This is a genomic window from Trichocoleus sp. DQ-U1, assembly GCF_039961925.1.
Classification (GTDB): Bacteria; Cyanobacteriota; Cyanobacteriia; order Cyanobacteriales; family FACHB-T130; genus FACHB-T130.
In genome coordinates this window covers 12,108-28,219 of record NZ_JAMPKB010000049.1, presented here as the reverse complement: position 1 = coordinate 28,219, position 16,112 = coordinate 12,108, and the positions used below count along the sequence as shown (strand labels likewise).

Sequence of the window (16,112 nt, the reverse complement as noted above, 5' to 3'; positions counted from 1 at the left end):
GTTCAGTTAAGAGCGAATCGCAGTTTAAGAATTCTAATTTTCATAAAACTTGGTATGATTTCGCCTAGTTGCTGTTAGGTAAGCAGACTTAAAAATAATTTCGCTAAATTAAGTCGTAGGCAATTTCGTGTCTCTACAAAGCCGGAGATTTATCTCAAGGCTCTTATGTCAGTGCCCTTCGGCTTAGCAATGGTGCAAGCTATGAGCTTTGCCACTAACCGGAGTGCTTGATAATTGAGCAAATTTTTACATAACTGTGGCTCAGATAAAGATATAGATAAGGGAGCAAGCCATCTACCAATCGGCAAGAGGACTTCCCAATGCACTACCGTCTTAGATACCTCAGCTTTACTACTGCGACTCTACTGCTTTCGGTAACATTCCCCCTTTTACCGCTTACCTCAAACTTTGAGCCGTTGGTAGTTCAGGCGCAAACGACCCAAGATAGAAATGCTAAGGCGAAGCGGCTGAACGAAGAGGGACTTCAGCAATTAGACAGGGGACAATTTCGAGAAGGCTTAGAGAAATTCCAGCAGGCTTTAGCGATTAATCGAGAAATTGGCGATCGCAAAGGCGAGGGAGTCAGCCTCAACAACATTGGGCTAGCTTACAATAACTTGGATCGATATCCCAAAGCTTTAGAGTTTTATCAACAAGCTTTAGCGATTTTTATAGAAAGTCGGGATAAGGCGGAGGAAGGAAACACTCGCAGTAACATCGGGTTAGTTTACCGCAAACTGAGTCAGTACCCTAAAGCCCTAGAGTTCTATCAGCAAGCCTTAGCCATTCGCAAAGAAATTGGTGATCGGGCAGGGATAGGGACAACTCTCAACAATATTGGAGCAGTTTACAACAGCCTTGGAGAGTATCCCAAAGCGCTAGAGTTCTTTAACCAAGCCTTAGCCATTCGCAGAGAAATTGGCGATAAGAGGGGGGAAGGGACAACCCTCGGCAACATTGGGACAGTTTACAACAGCCTTGGAGAGTACCCGAAAGCCTTAGAGTTTTATCAGCAAGCTTTAGCCATTGCTAGAGAAGTTAGGAATGAAGCGGGAGAAGGGGCAAACCTCGGCAATATTGGGGCAGTTTACAACAGCCTTGGAGAGTACCCGAAAGCTTTAGAGTTTTATCAACAAGCTTTAGCCATTTTCACGAAAATTGGTGCTAAGGCGTGGGAAGGAAACATCCTCAACAATATTGGGTTAATTTACAACAACCTGGGGCAGTACCCGAAAGCCTTGGAGTTTTATCAACAAGCTTTAGCCATTCGTAAACAAATTGGTGATAAGGCGGGTGAAGGAGACAACCTCAACAATATTGGGGGAGTTTACAGCGATCTGGGGCAGTACCCGAAAGCCTTGGAGTTTTATCAACAAGCTTTAGCCATTGGTAAAGAAATTGGCGATAAGGCGGGTGAAGGAAGCACCCTTAACAATATTGGGGAAGTTTACGGCGAACTGGGGCAGTACCCGAAAGCCTTGGAGTTCTATCAACAAGCTTTAGCGATTCTTACCGAAGTTGGCGACAAGGCGGGGAAAGGGATGACTCTCAATAATATTGGGTTAGTTTACGCCGATCTGGGACAGTACCCAAAAGCGTTGGAGTTTTATCAACAAGCTTTAGCGATTGGTAAAGAAATTGGTGGCAAGGCATGGAAAGGGTTGCTCTTCAACAATATTGGGTTAGTTTACTCGGATCTGGGACAGTATCCGAAAGCTTTGGAATTCTATCAACAAGCTTTAGCGGTTCTCATCGAAGTTGGCAGCAAAGCAGGGGAAGCAAACACCCGTAGCAACATCGGGTTAGTTCACCGAAAATTAAATCAGTACCCGAAAGCCTTGGAGTTTTATCAACAAGCTTTAGCAATTCGCACAAAAATTGGCGATCAGACGGGGGAAGGGACAACCCTCAATAACATTGGGGGAGTTTACTACAACCTGGGACAGTACGAGAAAGCCTTGGAGCTGTATCAACAAGCTTTAGCGATTCGCAGAGACGTTGGCGACAAGGCGGGGGAAGGGACAACCCTCAATAACATTGGGGCAGTTTACTACGACCAGGAACAGTATCCGAAAGCATTGGAATTCTATCAACAAGCTTTAGCGATTGTTAAAGAAATTGGCGACAAACCAGGGGAAGGTTTAACCCTCAACAATATTGGTGTGCTTTTAGAGGAAAAGCAGCCAGAATTAGCGATCGCTTTCTTCAAACAATCTGTCAATGTCACGGAAGGCATTCGCAAAGATTTAAGAATCCTGCCAAAAGAGCAACAGCAGTCTTATACCGAAACCGTTGCAGCTACCTATCGCCGTCTTGCCGATCTCCTGCTGAAACAAAACCGGGTACTGGAAGCGCAACGAGTCCTCGACTTGCTCAAACTTCAAGAACTCGACGATTACCTCCGCACCGTACAAGGGAACGAAAATACAAAACCGGGGGTGGAATATTTACCCTTAGAAGAGCGACTTTTGAGTGAGTACAATACTGAACTGGCGTCTGTTGTCCAAATCGGTAAAGAACTACAGAAACTCCAGAAAATTCCCGCAAGCGATCGCACTCCACAGCAGGAACAGCGACGACGGGAGATTGAAACCGCTCAGCGGGCAACAACTCGAAAATTTCTCGATTTCATCGGTTCTCCCCAAATTGTCGCCCTTGTCGGGCAACTGAACCAAACCACAGGCGGCGAAACTCTTAGCCCACAACTGCTTGTAGGTTTACAGGACAACCTCAAGAAACTGGCACAAAATGCCGTTCTCCTCTATCCGCTGATTCTCGAAGATCGCCTGGAACTGGTACTCATTACCCCCTACGCGCCTCCGATTCATCAGACTGTCCCCGTCAAACGAGAAGAACTCAACCGCACCATTGCCGATTTTCGCTCAGCTTTGAAAAATCCGAACGCGAATGCGAAAGAACCTGCCCAAAAACTCTACAATTGGCTCATTCAACCGATAGAAGCTGCCCTTAAAGAAGCGAACGCCCAGACGATTATCTATGCCCCAGACGGGCAACTGCGTTACATTCCCCTGGCGGCTTTGTATGACGGCAATCAGTGGTTGGTGCAGAAGTACCGCGTCAATAATATCACTGCCTTGAGTCTGATCGAGTGGGACAAGAAACCCCAAGCGCCTAAGATTTTAGCGGGTGCGTTCAGTCAGGGAAATTACAGCTTTCAAGTCGGCGATCGCAACTTCAACTTTGGAGGATTGCGCTTTGCAGGGAAGGAAGTCGAAAACTTGGTGGCGATGCTTCCCAGCACGACAGGTTTACTCAATCGGGACTTTAGCGAAAAGGAGATATTAGCCCGGATTAGCGATTATTCTATCCTTCACTTCGCGACTCATGCCGCCTTTGTCACGGGGAAACCTGAAGATTCGTTCATTTTATTTGGCAATGGCGATCGCGCAAATTTCCGCGATGTCGAAACTTGGCCTCTGAAAAACACCGATCTGGTCGTACTTTCTGCCTGTGAAACCGGAGTCGGCGGTCAATTAGGTGATGGGAAAGAGATTTTAGGCTTTGGGTACCTGATGCAAAAGGCGGGTGCGAGGGCGGCGATCGCGTCTTTGTGGATGGTCGATGATGGCGGTACCCAAGCACTGATGAATGCTTTCTATACCGCCCTAGAAAATGGCAATACCCCAAAAGCTGAATCCCTCCGCCAAGCACAAATCGCCTTGATTACCGGCGACTATACAGCTTTGGGTCAAGAACGGGGCATTTTTGTCGTCGAACGGATTCGCGATATACCCGGTAATGTTAGCGATCGCCTTAGCCACCCTTATTATTGGGCACCCTTCATCTTGATTGGCAATGGTCTATAAATGCCGATTACTGCTGTTCTTGCCCCGATCCGCCTTGATTCGGTCGTTGAGTCGCAGCGGCATTCTCCGGACTTTCTTCTTCGGCTCTTCTGGCATCAACACCTTCATCCAGAAGATCGGCTGGCTCTACTGAGAGGTCGGCAGCAGTATCAATCCGACCATTCGCATTCGTGTTGGGTTTTGGTGAAGTGCTTTTATGACTGGCATGACCACCTGGCATAATTTTTTCCTCAATTTAAATGAATTTATCTCTTTCAGCTTAGACTCGTCGGTTTAGAGAAATACCCTATCTTGGGGCTTAAATTTGGCTAAAAAAACCAACATTTCTGATTAGTTTCTGTTTATTCATTTCTGTCTATTTATACTCAAAAAGTATAGATGGAGACGCGACAACTCCTGTTTATACTGGCTATCTAGACGAAACTCGCTTTCAACGGCTTTCAACCCGGCTCTGCCAGAATTTGTCACCCGTGTCTTTTTAATTACCAGAATATTTTTTAGCATATTGAGATTTTAATTCAAGAGATCATACTTAGGATTGATGAGCTTACTAAGATAAATTTGCTTTTCTCTTGAAGAGTTGCTCGATTAAAAGATTTGTTAAATCGGTTAAAAAGATTAGCTCTGTTCTGGCATAAATACGATGAGTCTCTTCAAAGAAATATCGCTAAAGATACGTTTTGTTCTAGGATCGCTGCTCTATGTGAGTTATATGCCGCAGGCATGGGTCTATTCTCGCCAACGCGATCGCATTGAACAAGAGTTTCTCAATCCGCCAGCCGATGAGGCTTTTGACAACCCCGGAAAATTACTGCGGGGCGAGCCAAGCAATCGAGGTGCTAATTTTTACTTCGAGCAAGCAGAGTTAGAAATTTGTTTTCTGACTAGCGATTTAGTCCGAGTGGATTGGAAGCCGGGGATACCGCCGATTCCGTATGCGATCGCTCGTCAGGATTGGTCGGAAGTCGAGACGACGCTGGAAGAAACGGCGGAGGGTTGGACGGTTTCGAGCCACAATCTCACCGTTATCGTCGGAATCGATGGCAGCCTGAAATTCTGCGACGCCTCTGGGCAACCCTTACGGGAAGAACTCCCGCCGCAACGAAAAGACGGGGGATGGATTCACAAAGCCCAACTGCGAGAAGAAGAACGCATTTATGGCTTGGGAGAACGCGCTTCTTCCCTCAACCTGCGTGCAGCGAGGCAGGTGACGGAGAAAGGAGAAGTTACCGAGCAACCGAAAACCTATCGGATGTGGAACTATGACGCGGCTGGGATGTATGCCCCCGGTTCAGATCCGATGTATATCTGCATTCCGGTTTATTGGGGTCTTCACTCCGCTGGCAGTTACTTGGTTTTCTATGAAAATTCTTTTAATGCCAATTTTACGTTTGCGGATGTCGCCACCGCTGACTTCGACGGAGGATCGCTGCGTTACTACTTTACTTCCGGCTCCCCAGCGGAACTACTAGAGCGTTACACGGAGCTGACGGGACGTTCTCCCCTGCCTCCCCGCTGGGCTTTGGGCTATCATCAGTCGAAGTGGGGATATGGTACCGAAGAAGCAGTCCGAAAAGAAGCCAAGACATTTCAGGCTCATAACTTGCCGTTGAGTGCGATTCACCTAGATATTGACTGTCAGGTGGGATACCGAGCCTTTACGATTGACCCGGAGCGCTTTCCCAACTTAGGAAGTTTTACGCAAGAACTGGCTGAGCTAGGGGTACAGTTTATTGCCATTCTCAACCCAGGAATTAAGTACAGCCGCCAGAGCAACTTGTTCTTAGAGGGTCAGATTCTCGATGCGTTTTGCAAACACCCCAACGGCAAGCTTGTTGTTGCCCCAGTTTGGCCTGGTTGGTCAGTTTTCCCCGATTACACGAATCCAACGGTACGCAAGTGGTGGAGTCGGCAGTATGCATACTTGCTCGATGTCGGCGTGGCGGGATTTTGGCACGACATGAACGAACCCGCTGCATTTATTCTTTGGGGCGATCGCTCTCTTCCCAAACCGACGCGGCATTTCCTGGAAGGGAGAGGTGGCGACCACCGCGAGGCGCATAACATCTACGGGTTGCTGCAAGCGGAGGCGGGATACGAAAGTCTGCGGGAACATCGACCCCATCAACGCCCGTTCATTGTTTCGCGTTCGGGTTGGGCAGGACTCCAGCGTTATGCTTGGACTTGGACGGGCGATATTGAGTGTACTTGGGCGGCGTTGCGTCAGACGGTGGCAACGGTGGTGGGGTTAGGACTATCGGGAGTTCCTTATAGCGGCCCGGATATCGGCGGTTTTCAGGGAAATCCGAGTGCTGAACTTTACCTGCGCTGGTTCCAGATGGCAAGTTTTCTGACTTTTTGCCGCACCCATTCTTCTAATAACGTTGAACACCGCACGCCCTGGACGTATGGCGAACCTTACCTGAGTATTATTCGGCAATTCTTGCAATTACGCTACCGACTGCTGCCCTACTTCTATACATTGGCTTGGGAAGCAAGCCAGAAGGGTTATTCTCCAGTTCGTCCGCTTTTCTGGGTTGACAGCGATGAATCTGCACTTTGGGATGTAGAAGATGCTTTCTTGTTGGGCGATGCACTGCTGATTTGTCCGATTGTCGAGGATAAAGCGCGATCGCGTGACGTTATCTTACCCAAGGGTCGTTGGTATCGTTTCTGGGATGATGCCGTGCTGGAGGGTTCGCAGTCGGTCAATCTGGATGCACCGCTAGAGCAGATTCCGGTGCTGGTGAGGGCGGGGAGTATTCTCCCAATGGAGGAACAGCGGCAACTGATTCTCCACCTCTATCCACCCGTGCAAGGAACCGGCGAAGCTCATCTTTACAGCGACGCCGGAGATGGATATGGAGAATCGCGGCTCGATCGATTCCGGATGGTACGGGACGAGAACGGTTTAGAACTGACCTGGGAAGAACAACACGGGGATTATGCTTTCCCTTACGCCAGTGTCCAGGTGCAACTTCACGGGATGGAAGTGCAGCAAGCTTGGCTAGATGGGGCAGAAGTGACTTCTCAGGGGAATCGTGTGGAATGCGTTAGCGCAGCGGGAGGCGGTAGCATCCATCGCTTCCAGCAAATTCGCTTGAAAGGAGCGTTTTTTTAATCCCAATTGCCTCTTTTAAGCTTGATTGCAGAATGGCTACGTTAGTCCTGTCGATGATAGTTTCATGCGTACAAACAATGCCGGTGCCAAGAACACGATCCACAACGCCGCGATCGCAAACGTCACCACCTCAAGCGCCACCCCGTAAATGCCGATGAGGCGAGGCACCAGTACGAGCATGGCAAGTCCTCCCAAACCGACCGCCAGCTTCAACATTTGCTTTTGGAAGGGAAGTATATCTGGGGAGTAATGAACGTACCAATATTCCAGGGGCATTCCAATTCCCATACCCAGTGCAGCACCAAAAATTTCCCAAGCTTGGGGCAAAAAGCCGGTGAAAGGAAACACTGCAACGGGTGCGGAAAGACCGAGGATTAAGAAAAATCGAAAGGGGCGTCCGGAGAACCAGTGCAAAAGCACGAACCACAAACGCTGATAAGTCAGCACCAGGATCAGCCCGATCGACACGCCACCGAGTAAGTCTACCGGATAGTGTACGCCGAGATATAGGCGACTCAGCATCACCCCCGCAACAATACCCACCGCAACCACGATCGGGATACGATTGAACGCAGCTAACGTTCCCCACAGGGTAGTTGCAGTAACGGTGTGTCCGCTGGGAAAGGACGGTACTGTTTGTTTTTCGCGGATCTCGATCTGCGGGTCGTGCGGACGCGGCACCGGGAAGAGTGTCCAAATCAGGACGTTTGTAAAGGTTGCCCAGAGGATAATACCCAGCAAGCCGTAGGCAAGCTCTCGCCCCCAGATCCACAACACCACAGCAAAGACCACTGCGATCGCCGGAACTGTCCCTAGTATGGTGAGGGTCTTAAAGAACCAACTCCAGCTAGCCCCAAAAAAGCGCTGAACTCCAATAATCGACTCAGCACTCCACAGTACCTCAATCCCCATGCCGCAATTTTTCCGAAAAACCTAACTAAATATATTACGTTTTAGCTAAGTCGCCGTGCTGGAGGAGAATTCCACGCTTAAAATGCGGTACCAAAGTCTCAGGGAGAAGCCGTCCCTGCTCGCGGGGAAGAAGCCGATTCATAAATCTAGGGTGGGGTCTAATAACTGGCTGTTTCCTCCATCTCCTCTTTCCTCGCCTTCTCTTCGAGACGCTACACGAACGGCATGGGTCACAGGAGTATCGTCAACAGCCGGGGTTTCATCCCGACGCTGACCCTCGATCTGATAGAGGACGGGACTTCCTGCGAGGCGAGTTAAAAACCAGAGGGAAATGTCTCTGGCACTTCGTCTGTCTCCCATCCGGCACGCTCTAGTGGCTGCACTGCTTGGGTTTCGTCGAAGTGGATGATGGCGTCAAATTGGTCGGGTAGCCGTGCGTGGAAGTAATGGCTGCTCCGCTCGGTTTCGGGTCGATAGATGACACCGATCGCCCGTTCTAATCGAGGCTCCCGCAATCCTTTGATTGATGAGCCACTGTCGCGTAAGGCGAGCAGGAAGCGCGGCAAACCCGTATCGTGAAACAGCCCTTCATAACTGTCTGGGACTGCCGGACGGATGCGCTTGCGTTCGGCGGGTGCGTCCCAATTTGAGGCGGCGGTGACGGTTCCCGTGTAGGTGCTGAAGCCGACGAGTACCGCGTCGCGACCGTACTGTTCGCGCACCAGTTGACCGACGTTCAGTTCGCCGTGTGCGCTCATGTCGGTGGCGCGGGCGTCACCGAGATGGGAGTTGTGCGCCCACAGAACGACCTTAGTGCGATCGCTTTGTTTGTCCAAATGAGCGACGAGGTGTTGCAGCGTTTCTGCCATGTGGCGATCGCGCAAATTCCACGACGACACCCGACCACGAAACATTGAGCGGTAGTATTCCTCGGCGTTCTTGACCAGTCGTGCGTTCTGTTCGGCATAGAAAAATTCGTCCTCTGTCACGCGACCATCCCGATGGGCGTACTCGCTAGCACGACGTTGCAATTCTAGAAGTTGGTTGACAACTTGGCTCTCACAGGATTCCTCAACATCGAAGTTGGCGACATACCCGTAGGATTGAGCGTCTTCACCAAAGTCTTCAAAGCACGAGTAGCGGTGACGCGCCTGTTCTGCCGCCTCTGGGTCAATTTTGTCAAGGTAGTCGAGAACGGCGGCGATTGACTGGTGTAGGCTGTAGAGGTCAAGACCGTAGAAGCCAGTCTTCGTCGCATTTTCAGGGAGGGCGCTATTGTACTGGCGTAGCCAATCAATGAAGTTGACCACATCCGCGTTGCGCCACATCCAAGCGGGGAAGCGTCCAAAGCCAGAGAGTGCTTCGTTACTGGTGGTATCGTCGCTGACACCAGTGACGTAGCGGTTGACGCGGTAAGCATCGGGCCAATCGGCTTCGACAGCGATCGCTGTAAAGCCTTTTTCTTGAATCAGCCGCTTGGTAATTTCGGCTCGCGCTTGATAAAATTCATGGGTGCCGTGGGATGCCTCACCCAGCAGGACAAAGCGGGCATCGCCAATAAGTTCCATCAAGGGGTCGTAGTCAGAGGTGGCACCTGTGAGTGGGTGGGCAATGTGGCGCAGGGTATCGGTTAGGTTGGTCTGAGTCGCATTAGTCTGAGTCGCGTCGGGCATCGCTTTCGCCCTCCTTTCAAAAATTTGCTTGGGACAGCGATCGCTACTGGGTGAATATTTATGCGATCGCATTGCTGATGAGAACTGGTTCTTGGCAGACTCTTATACTTGTGCAAAATACTTGTGCAAAGTCTCAGAACGTGGAGAGTCTACCTCCAAACTAACTGCCTCGATTTCTGCTAACTTCTACCCCAGGAAAGGCTCTGGGTGAAGTTAGTCTGTTATGAGGAATACAAAAAAGCCGAGAAACGTAGACGTTGCACGCTCAAAGTCTGATGCGTGTAGCAGCGATCGCTTTCTTGGCATTCTTGGCAACGTTGACGATCGAGACTTCGGCTTAATTCGCCCGTTGAAAAACTCTCAATTTATTACTAATAAAGCTTGCAATGACTGCATCGACGCCTGCCTACGTTCTCGCCCTAGACCTCGGTACTACCGGCAACCGAGCGATCTTATTTAATGCTGAAGGGACGATTGTTAGCTCTGCTTACAAAGAACTCACTCAGTATTATCCCCAACCGGGTTGGTTAGAGCATGACCCCAGAGAAATTTGGCAAGATACTTGTTGGGCGATGCAGACTGTATTGCAGAAGGCGGACATCACTGCAAAAGATATTGCTGCGATTGGGTTAAGCGTGCAGCGAGAAACTTGTCTGTTGTGGGACAAAACCACGGGGCGACCTTTACATAATGCAATTGTCTGGCAAGACCGACGCACGGCACCCCTGTGCAATCAACTTGCAAGTCAAGGTCATGCAGCAGATATCTACGATCGCACGGGGTTAGTATTAGATGCCTACTTTTCTGCAACTAAATTAACTTGGTTGTTGGAGGAAATTCAACGAGAACATCCCCCCATCGATTTAGAGAATGTTTTAGCAGGCACGATTGATACCTGGATTCTCTGGAACCTCACGGGTGGTAAGGTACACGCCACGGATGATAGTAACGCCAGCCGCATGATGTTGATGAATCTGGCTTCGCGGGAGTGGGATCAGACGCTACTGAATTTATTTAAAATTCCGGTTCATTTGATGCCAAAAATTCAGTCAAGTTTAGGCTTATTTGGCTACACTCAGCCGGAATTATTAGGCAGTGAGGTGTCCATTACGGCAATTTTAGGCGATCAACAAGCTTCCTTATTTGCTCATGGTTGCGATCGCCCTGGGTTATTAAAATGCACCTATGGCACTGGCTGCTTCTTAGTTACACATACCGGAGAGAAAATACAGCGATCGCGCAATCAACTCCTTTCAACTGTCGCTTGGACACAGACAGGCAATGACGGACAAATCCAAGTCGGTTATGGCATGGAAGGCAGTATATTTACCACTGGAGCTTGCATCCAATGGTTGCGAGATGGCATTAAACTCATTACTGCGGCTACGGATACAGAACGAATGGCGCAGCAGGTGGCGGATAACGGGGGTGTTTACTTCGTTCCAGCGTTGAGTGGTTTGGGTGCGCCGCACTGGGATATGAGTGCGAGGGGGGCATTTTTCGGCATTACAGGCGGAGTCCAGCGAGAACACATGGTTAGGGCGGTGCTGGAAGCGATCGCCTTCCAAGTCAAAGAAGTTGTACAGGCAATCAACCAAGATAGCGGTACCGACATTTCCCTGCTAAAAGTAGATGGCGGAGCTTGTCAAAATGACTTTTTAATGCAACTCCAAGCGGATGTTTTAGGAATACCTGTAGAACGTCCAGCCGTTCTCGATGCTTCTGCACAAGGTGCCGCTTTTGCTGCTGGTTTAGCAGTTAATTTTTGGCAAGATTACACTACATTAACCGCGAGTCGTCAAATTGACCGAACTTTTCAACCCGGTGCGGGAGTTACCCAGGCACAGGCAAATTTTACCATGTGGCAAAAAGCAGTTGAAAGAGCGAAACATTGGGCAGAGTGAAGAGGACGGAGGGCTGAGGAGTGAGGACTGAGGGCTGAGGGCTGAGGTTGAATAGAACTTCTTGGTTAAGATTATGTCCGGCGAATTAGACATAATTCCTCAGCATCCGGAACCCCACCCCAACCCCTCCCCGCAAGCGGAGAGGGGCTATCAACTCCCCTATTGCCCGTAAAACATCAAAAACATTTATTCCGGTTCCCTCTCCTTTTAGGAGAGAGATAGGGAGAGGTTTCAATGGGATTATTTGCCCAATCCCAGAAAAATTGTCAGATAATCTCTATCTGCGTGCCAACTGACGGACGCTTGAAGGACTCCCAGGCATTGCCACCGCGTAAGAACAGTTCGATCCAGCGTGTTTCTTCGCCTTGGGCATTTTTCCAACCGCTGCTACCGGGTGCGAAGGCTAATTGTCCGGGTTCAACGGCAAAGCTGCCATCGCTCTTCGTCGCTTCTTGCTCGATGTCACCGATCCGCAAACGGATATTCGCGCGATCGCTGCCATTACTGGCATCATATTGAATCGTCGTTTTTAAGTTGCCATAGCCGTCAATATAGGCAATTCGATTCGAGGGCACATCGGGGATATCCGAAGGCTCAATCTTATCCCCTAGCGCATCTGGTTGTCCCAACGCGATCGCCGCCGCCGCTTGCGGAAACAAGTCACGAGAACGAAACTGCGAACCTTCCGCAGCAACAGCAGCCCAGCTCAATTCTGCTACATCGCGGACAAAGGAGAAGGCATAGCCAGCATTGACTCCGATCACCCGCACACCCGTTGGGAGGCGCGCGAAAGCCAGACGTTCACCGGCATTCCCGACGCGCGCCTGTTCATCGTCTTCGCGGGGCGCAACGTTGTGGTAAATGATTGTTCCAGCCGGAGCTTCATTCAAGCCTAACTGGGCGATACAGAAGCCAGCAGCCAAGGTGGCAAAAGCAGGCACGGGGGTAAGGATTGGCTCAGCATCCGGTAGATAGAACCTGATACGCTGCACGACTTCCGCAAAGGCGAGATCGCCAAAGCCGTAATCAGCGATGATATGAACTAACATAAAGTTTTTTTGCTACTTTTGCTCTTTGCAATTTCATCCTATCGACGGGCATTTTTGAATGCTTACCGCCTTGGTATGATTTCCGAGCGATCGCCAGAAACTATCGATGCGAATAAACCCGCACCCTTTAATTTATTTCCTATCAATATTTGTTTAACTTCTAAATTCTCTCTATGCCTCTTCTCTCTGCGCCCTCTGCGTCCTTAGCGGTTCGCCAAACAATCAAATAAGATTGCTATATTCGACTAATCAAGTCAACTTCACCCAGTTCTCAAGGCGAATTAATTGAAAAGAATTTATTGGTTTGCAAGTGCCATTATTGTCATTTTGTTAACAACTTTTATCCTAGAAAGTAAAGTTTTCTTTCTAGGTGCCAAGATCCAAAAGGAAGCCTTTGGTCATCCCGGCACTTGTCCAACTTGGTCGCCTTCAACCCTCACCTTTCTCGGTACTGCCCAAAACCCAACTTCAAAAGTGTGGTTCACGGGTTTCGATGGCATCATTAGCCAGATATTTTACCCCTCTGCTGACAAAGCAGCGACGGTAGATTGGCAGTTTTTAGTAGGCGATTCGGCAAAAACTTGGGTTGATGAAGAAAAGCAGGATACTATCAGCCAGGTTAGTTTGAATAATACGCGATCGCTTTCTTGGAAGATGACCAATACGGCGAAAAACGGCAAGTATCAAATCGACAAGACAATTTTCACCGACCCCAATCGCAATACTTTAATTCAGCAGGTAACATTCACCGCACTCAGCGGAACGCTGGATAATTTTAATCTTTATACTTTGTATCATCCAGCTATTGACAATAACGGAAAAGCCACTACAGGTTACAGCACTACTTACAAGAATATTCAAATGCTGATTGCTAAAAATCCCACCAGCAATCAAGCATCGGCATTGGCGAGTTCTCTAGGTTTTAAAAAAGGCATGATGTCTTCTGGATTCGTCGGACGCAGCGACGGCTGGCAAGACCTCAAAGGCGGCGAAGTTGATAATACGATGAACTGGACTTATCAAAAGGCAACCAATGGCAACATTGCACAGATGGCAATGTTCGATCTCAGTCCTTATGCCAACCAGAAATCGGTCACTTTTAACCTGGTACTTGGCTTTGGCAATAGTGACAAAAACGCTGAATCGGAAGCCGCAGGAACCCTAAAAGATAATTTCTCTACGATGCTGTCCGGTTACAACACGCAATGGAACAGCTACACCAATCATTTAAATACCTTTGGCGGCACCGCAGATACTCAGTATTATGTTGCGGCAATGGTACTGAAGGCAGCGACTGACAAAGCATCGGGTGCGATGGTTGCAGGTTTAGGGAATCCGTGGGGGAACTCTAACTACTCAATTTGCACTCCATCTGGCATCGAAATGTCAGGCGGCTACCACCTCATTTGGCCTCGTGACTTGTATAAATTTGCCAGCGCCTTAATTGTTGCAGGCGACACGGCTACCCCCAAAAAAGCCCTGGATTGGTTGTTAACCACTTTGCAACAACCCGATGGACATTTTCTTCAAAATGCCTTTGCGGATGGTACGCCTTACTGGAATGGCATTCAAATGGACGAGACTGCCTTCCCAATTATCTTGACGTGGAAACTCGGTCGTACCGATGCAGACACCTATATCAAACACATCAAGCCAGCTGCTGATTATATTGTGAAAAATGGCCCAGTTACGGGGCAAGAACGTTGGGAAGAAAACGCAGGCTATTCTCCCGGCACCATTGCTGCGGAAATTGCGGGTTTAGTTTGTGCCGCAGATATTGCCAAAGTTAACGGTGACACAACCAGCGAGAAACGCTATTTGGCAACAGCAGACTACTGGCAAGGCATGGTAGAAAACTGGACGTTTACGACTAGCGGTTCGATTGGCAATGGCAAATATTTTGAACGCATTGATGATAATGGAAATCCTAATGACGGACACATTTTACACATTGGCAACGGTGGCGGCGATCGGGATGAACGTTCTATCGTTGACAGTAGCTTTTTAGAATTAGTGCGTCATGGAGTAAAAGCTGCAAATAATCCCTATATTCTCGCCTCCCTTCCGGCGATTGATTCCACCATTAAACAAACAATTCCTGGCAAAGGAGAGGGTTGGTTTCGCTATAATCACGACGGTTATGGTGAAACATCAACGGGTGCAGATTATACAGGTGCGGGAATCGGACGGCTGTGGCCTATTTTCACTGGAGAACGCGGTCACTTTGCGATCGCGCGTGGTAACAAAGCAGACTCTTACCTGGCAACAATGCGTGCCTTTGCCAATCCTTCTTACATGATTTCCGAGCAAGTTTGGGATCTCAATGCACCCTCTGGTTATACTCCCGGAACTCCCACTAAATCAATGACTCCCCTTTCCTGGTCGATGGGAGAATACATCACGTTGCTGGCATCAAATTATACTCATAAAGTAATGGATATGCCGGAGATTGTCTATCAGCGCTATGTCGTCAATTCATCCAAACCGCATCAAGGCAAAACGGTAGATTATCAGGAAGCTGACTCGAAACAAGGGCTAGCTTTAACGATTTATTACAAAGGGTTATTGACCAATTCTGAACAAGTCAAACTGCACTGGGGATACAATAATTGGCAGCAAGTTACTGACAGCCTGATGATCCAGCGAGAGGATGGATTCTGGGAGACAACACTCTCTGTTCCTCCGGTAGGAACTACTTTAAATTTTGCTTTCACCGATGGAAATAATTGGGATAACAACGGGGGGAACAACTGGAATGAAACTATCTCAAATTCTTAAATCTGAATATGTCTATTGATTGATGTCCACTCCGGGTGTGTTAGCTAGGGTATTTAAAGGATATACAAAAGTTTTATCGATTTGAATGCCCCTTGAATAAAATTGCTTAAAACACCGGATGAAAGACTTAATCCGAAATTTATTATCATTCTCCAGCAACCGGATTAGTAGTTCTGGAGGCCGGGTAACGCAAGATATGCTCTTATTCGACTCCTTATATGCTGCCCAAGAAATTGCTTTTATTCTCGGCGGTGAATGGGATGGTTGTAATGGGGTGGTATTGCCTAAAAAAGACGAATTAGCGGTTAACACGGCGGCTAAATTAGTCGGGGCGCAATGGTGCTATTGTGAAGGCAAAAGTGCCATTTTAATCAAATTTGCTGCTGATGATCTGAAGCGGCGTTATGCAGCCGGAGAAAGGTATTTTATCAATGCTAACTTGAGAGGTGCTTGGCTTTGTGAGTGCTTATTGAGCGAAGCTAACCTGAGTTGGGCAAAACTGAATTTGGCGAACTTAAGCAGAGCAAACCTAAGTAAAGCGGAGTTAAGTAAGGCAGATTTGAGTGAAGCGAATTTGAGCGAAGCAAATCTGAGTGCAGCTAACCTAACGAGAACCAATCTAGCGAAGGCTAACTTGCGGCTGGCAGATTTACGAGGGGCAAATTTGAGTAAAGCTTTCTTGAGTGAAGCGAACCTCAGTGAAGCCGATTTAAGGGGAGCAAATTTAGAACTTGCCGACTTAAGAGGCGCAGATTTGAGTGGAACGAACCTGAGTGGGGTCAACTTGAAAAATGCCAAGGTAATTGAAGCAGATTTGGCGAGAGCAACCCTATCGAATGATTGAATTT

The 16,112-nt window shown here is 48.6% G+C and carries 10 protein-coding genes; 5 read left to right on the top strand and 5 right to left on the bottom strand.

What is annotated here, in order from left to right; translation table 11 throughout:
* Positions 1–320: 320 nt before the first annotated feature.
* On the top strand, positions 321–3,827 hold the full coding sequence (locus NDI34_RS19030) for a tetratricopeptide repeat protein (RefSeq protein WP_348233497.1): 3,507 nt from the start codon (positions 321–323) through the stop codon (positions 3,825–3,827).
* A gap of 7 nt (positions 3,828–3,834) precedes the next feature.
* Here NDI34_RS19030 and NDI34_RS19025 read toward each other — a convergent pair whose 3' ends face one another.
* The gene (locus NDI34_RS19025; protein WP_190412242.1) at positions 3,835–4,047 is read right to left on the bottom strand and encodes a hypothetical protein; all 213 of its coding nucleotides are present in this window, start codon (positions 4,045–4,047) and stop codon (positions 3,835–3,837) included.
* 423 nt (positions 4,048–4,470) lie between these two features.
* Between NDI34_RS19025 and NDI34_RS19020 the strand changes: the two genes are divergently transcribed.
* Positions 4,471–6,948: a glycoside hydrolase family 31 protein gene (locus NDI34_RS19020; RefSeq protein ID WP_348233496.1), complete on the top strand. Its 2,478-nt coding sequence runs from the start codon at positions 4,471–4,473 to the stop codon at positions 6,946–6,948.
* Positions 6,949–6,984: 36 nt separating this feature from the next.
* Here the strand turns inward: NDI34_RS19020 and NDI34_RS19015 are convergent, their stop codons facing one another.
* The 3 genes from NDI34_RS19015 to NDI34_RS19005 all read right to left on the bottom strand — a co-directional run bounded on the left by NDI34_RS19015 (position 6,985) and on the right by NDI34_RS19005 (position 9,533).
* Positions 6,985–7,860, bottom strand: a complete 876-nt coding sequence (locus NDI34_RS19015) for a phosphatase PAP2 family protein (RefSeq protein ID WP_348233495.1) — start codon at positions 7,858–7,860, stop codon at positions 6,985–6,987.
* A gap of 138 nt (positions 7,861–7,998) precedes the next feature.
* On the bottom strand, positions 7,999–8,220 hold the full coding sequence (locus tag NDI34_RS19010; RefSeq protein ID WP_190529639.1) for a hypothetical protein: 222 nt from the start codon (positions 8,218–8,220) through the stop codon (positions 7,999–8,001).
* Positions 8,175–9,533 (bottom strand): erythromycin esterase family protein, encoded by a 1,359-nt coding sequence (locus NDI34_RS19005; RefSeq protein WP_348233505.1) that lies wholly within the window; start codon positions 9,531–9,533, stop codon positions 8,175–8,177. Before NDI34_RS19005 ends, NDI34_RS19010 begins: the two co-directional genes overlap by 46 nt.
* A gap of 386 nt (positions 9,534–9,919) precedes the next feature.
* Between NDI34_RS19005 and glpK the strand changes: the two genes are divergently transcribed.
* Positions 9,920–11,437 (top strand): glycerol kinase GlpK, encoded by a 1,518-nt coding sequence (gene glpK, locus NDI34_RS19000; protein WP_348233494.1) that lies wholly within the window; start codon positions 9,920–9,922, stop codon positions 11,435–11,437.
* Positions 11,438–11,703: 266 nt separating this feature from the next.
* Here glpK and NDI34_RS18995 read toward each other — a convergent pair whose 3' ends face one another.
* A complete protein-coding gene (locus NDI34_RS18995; RefSeq protein ID WP_348233493.1) occupies positions 11,704–12,486 on the bottom strand; it encodes a hypothetical protein in 783 nt (260 codons plus the stop codon).
* Between the two features lie 285 nt (positions 12,487–12,771).
* Here NDI34_RS18995 and NDI34_RS18990 point away from each other — a divergent pair, with 285 nt between their 5' ends.
* Together NDI34_RS18990 and NDI34_RS18985 are read left to right on the top strand one after the other, a co-directional pair.
* Positions 12,772–15,264: a glycoside hydrolase family 15 protein gene (locus NDI34_RS18990; protein ID WP_348233492.1), complete on the top strand. Its 2,493-nt coding sequence runs from the start codon at positions 12,772–12,774 to the stop codon at positions 15,262–15,264.
* A 118-nt stretch (positions 15,265–15,382) separates the two neighbouring features.
* A complete protein-coding gene (locus NDI34_RS18985; protein ID WP_348233491.1) occupies positions 15,383–16,108 on the top strand; it encodes a pentapeptide repeat-containing protein in 726 nt (241 codons plus the stop codon).
* The last annotated feature ends 4 nt before the right edge of the window (positions 16,109–16,112 follow it).

Excerpts from the sequence above, each read along its gene's own strand:
- NDI34_RS19030 (WP_348233497.1), top strand. The coding sequence starts at position 321 with ATGCACTACCGTCTTAGATACCTCAGCTTTACTACTGCGACTCTACTG.
- NDI34_RS19025 (WP_190412242.1), bottom strand. The coding sequence starts at position 4,047 with ATGCCAGGTGGTCATGCCAGTCATAAAAGCACTTCACCAAAACCCAAC.
- NDI34_RS19020 (WP_348233496.1), top strand. The coding sequence starts at position 4,471 with ATGAGTCTCTTCAAAGAAATATCGCTAAAGATACGTTTTGTTCTAGGA.
- NDI34_RS19015 (WP_348233495.1), bottom strand. The coding sequence starts at position 7,860 with ATGGGGATTGAGGTACTGTGGAGTGCTGAGTCGATTATTGGAGTTCAG.
- NDI34_RS19010 (WP_190529639.1), bottom strand. The coding sequence starts at position 8,220 with ATGGGAGACAGACGAAGTGCCAGAGACATTTCCCTCTGGTTTTTAACT.
- NDI34_RS19005 (WP_348233505.1), bottom strand. The coding sequence starts at position 9,533 with ATGCCCGACGCGACTCAGACTAATGCGACTCAGACCAACCTAACCGAT.
- glpK (WP_348233494.1), top strand. The coding sequence starts at position 9,920 with ATGACTGCATCGACGCCTGCCTACGTTCTCGCCCTAGACCTCGGTACT.
- NDI34_RS18995 (WP_348233493.1), bottom strand. The coding sequence starts at position 12,486 with ATGTTAGTTCATATCATCGCTGATTACGGCTTTGGCGATCTCGCCTTT.
- NDI34_RS18985 (WP_348233491.1), top strand. The coding sequence starts at position 15,383 with ATGAAAGACTTAATCCGAAATTTATTATCATTCTCCAGCAACCGGATT.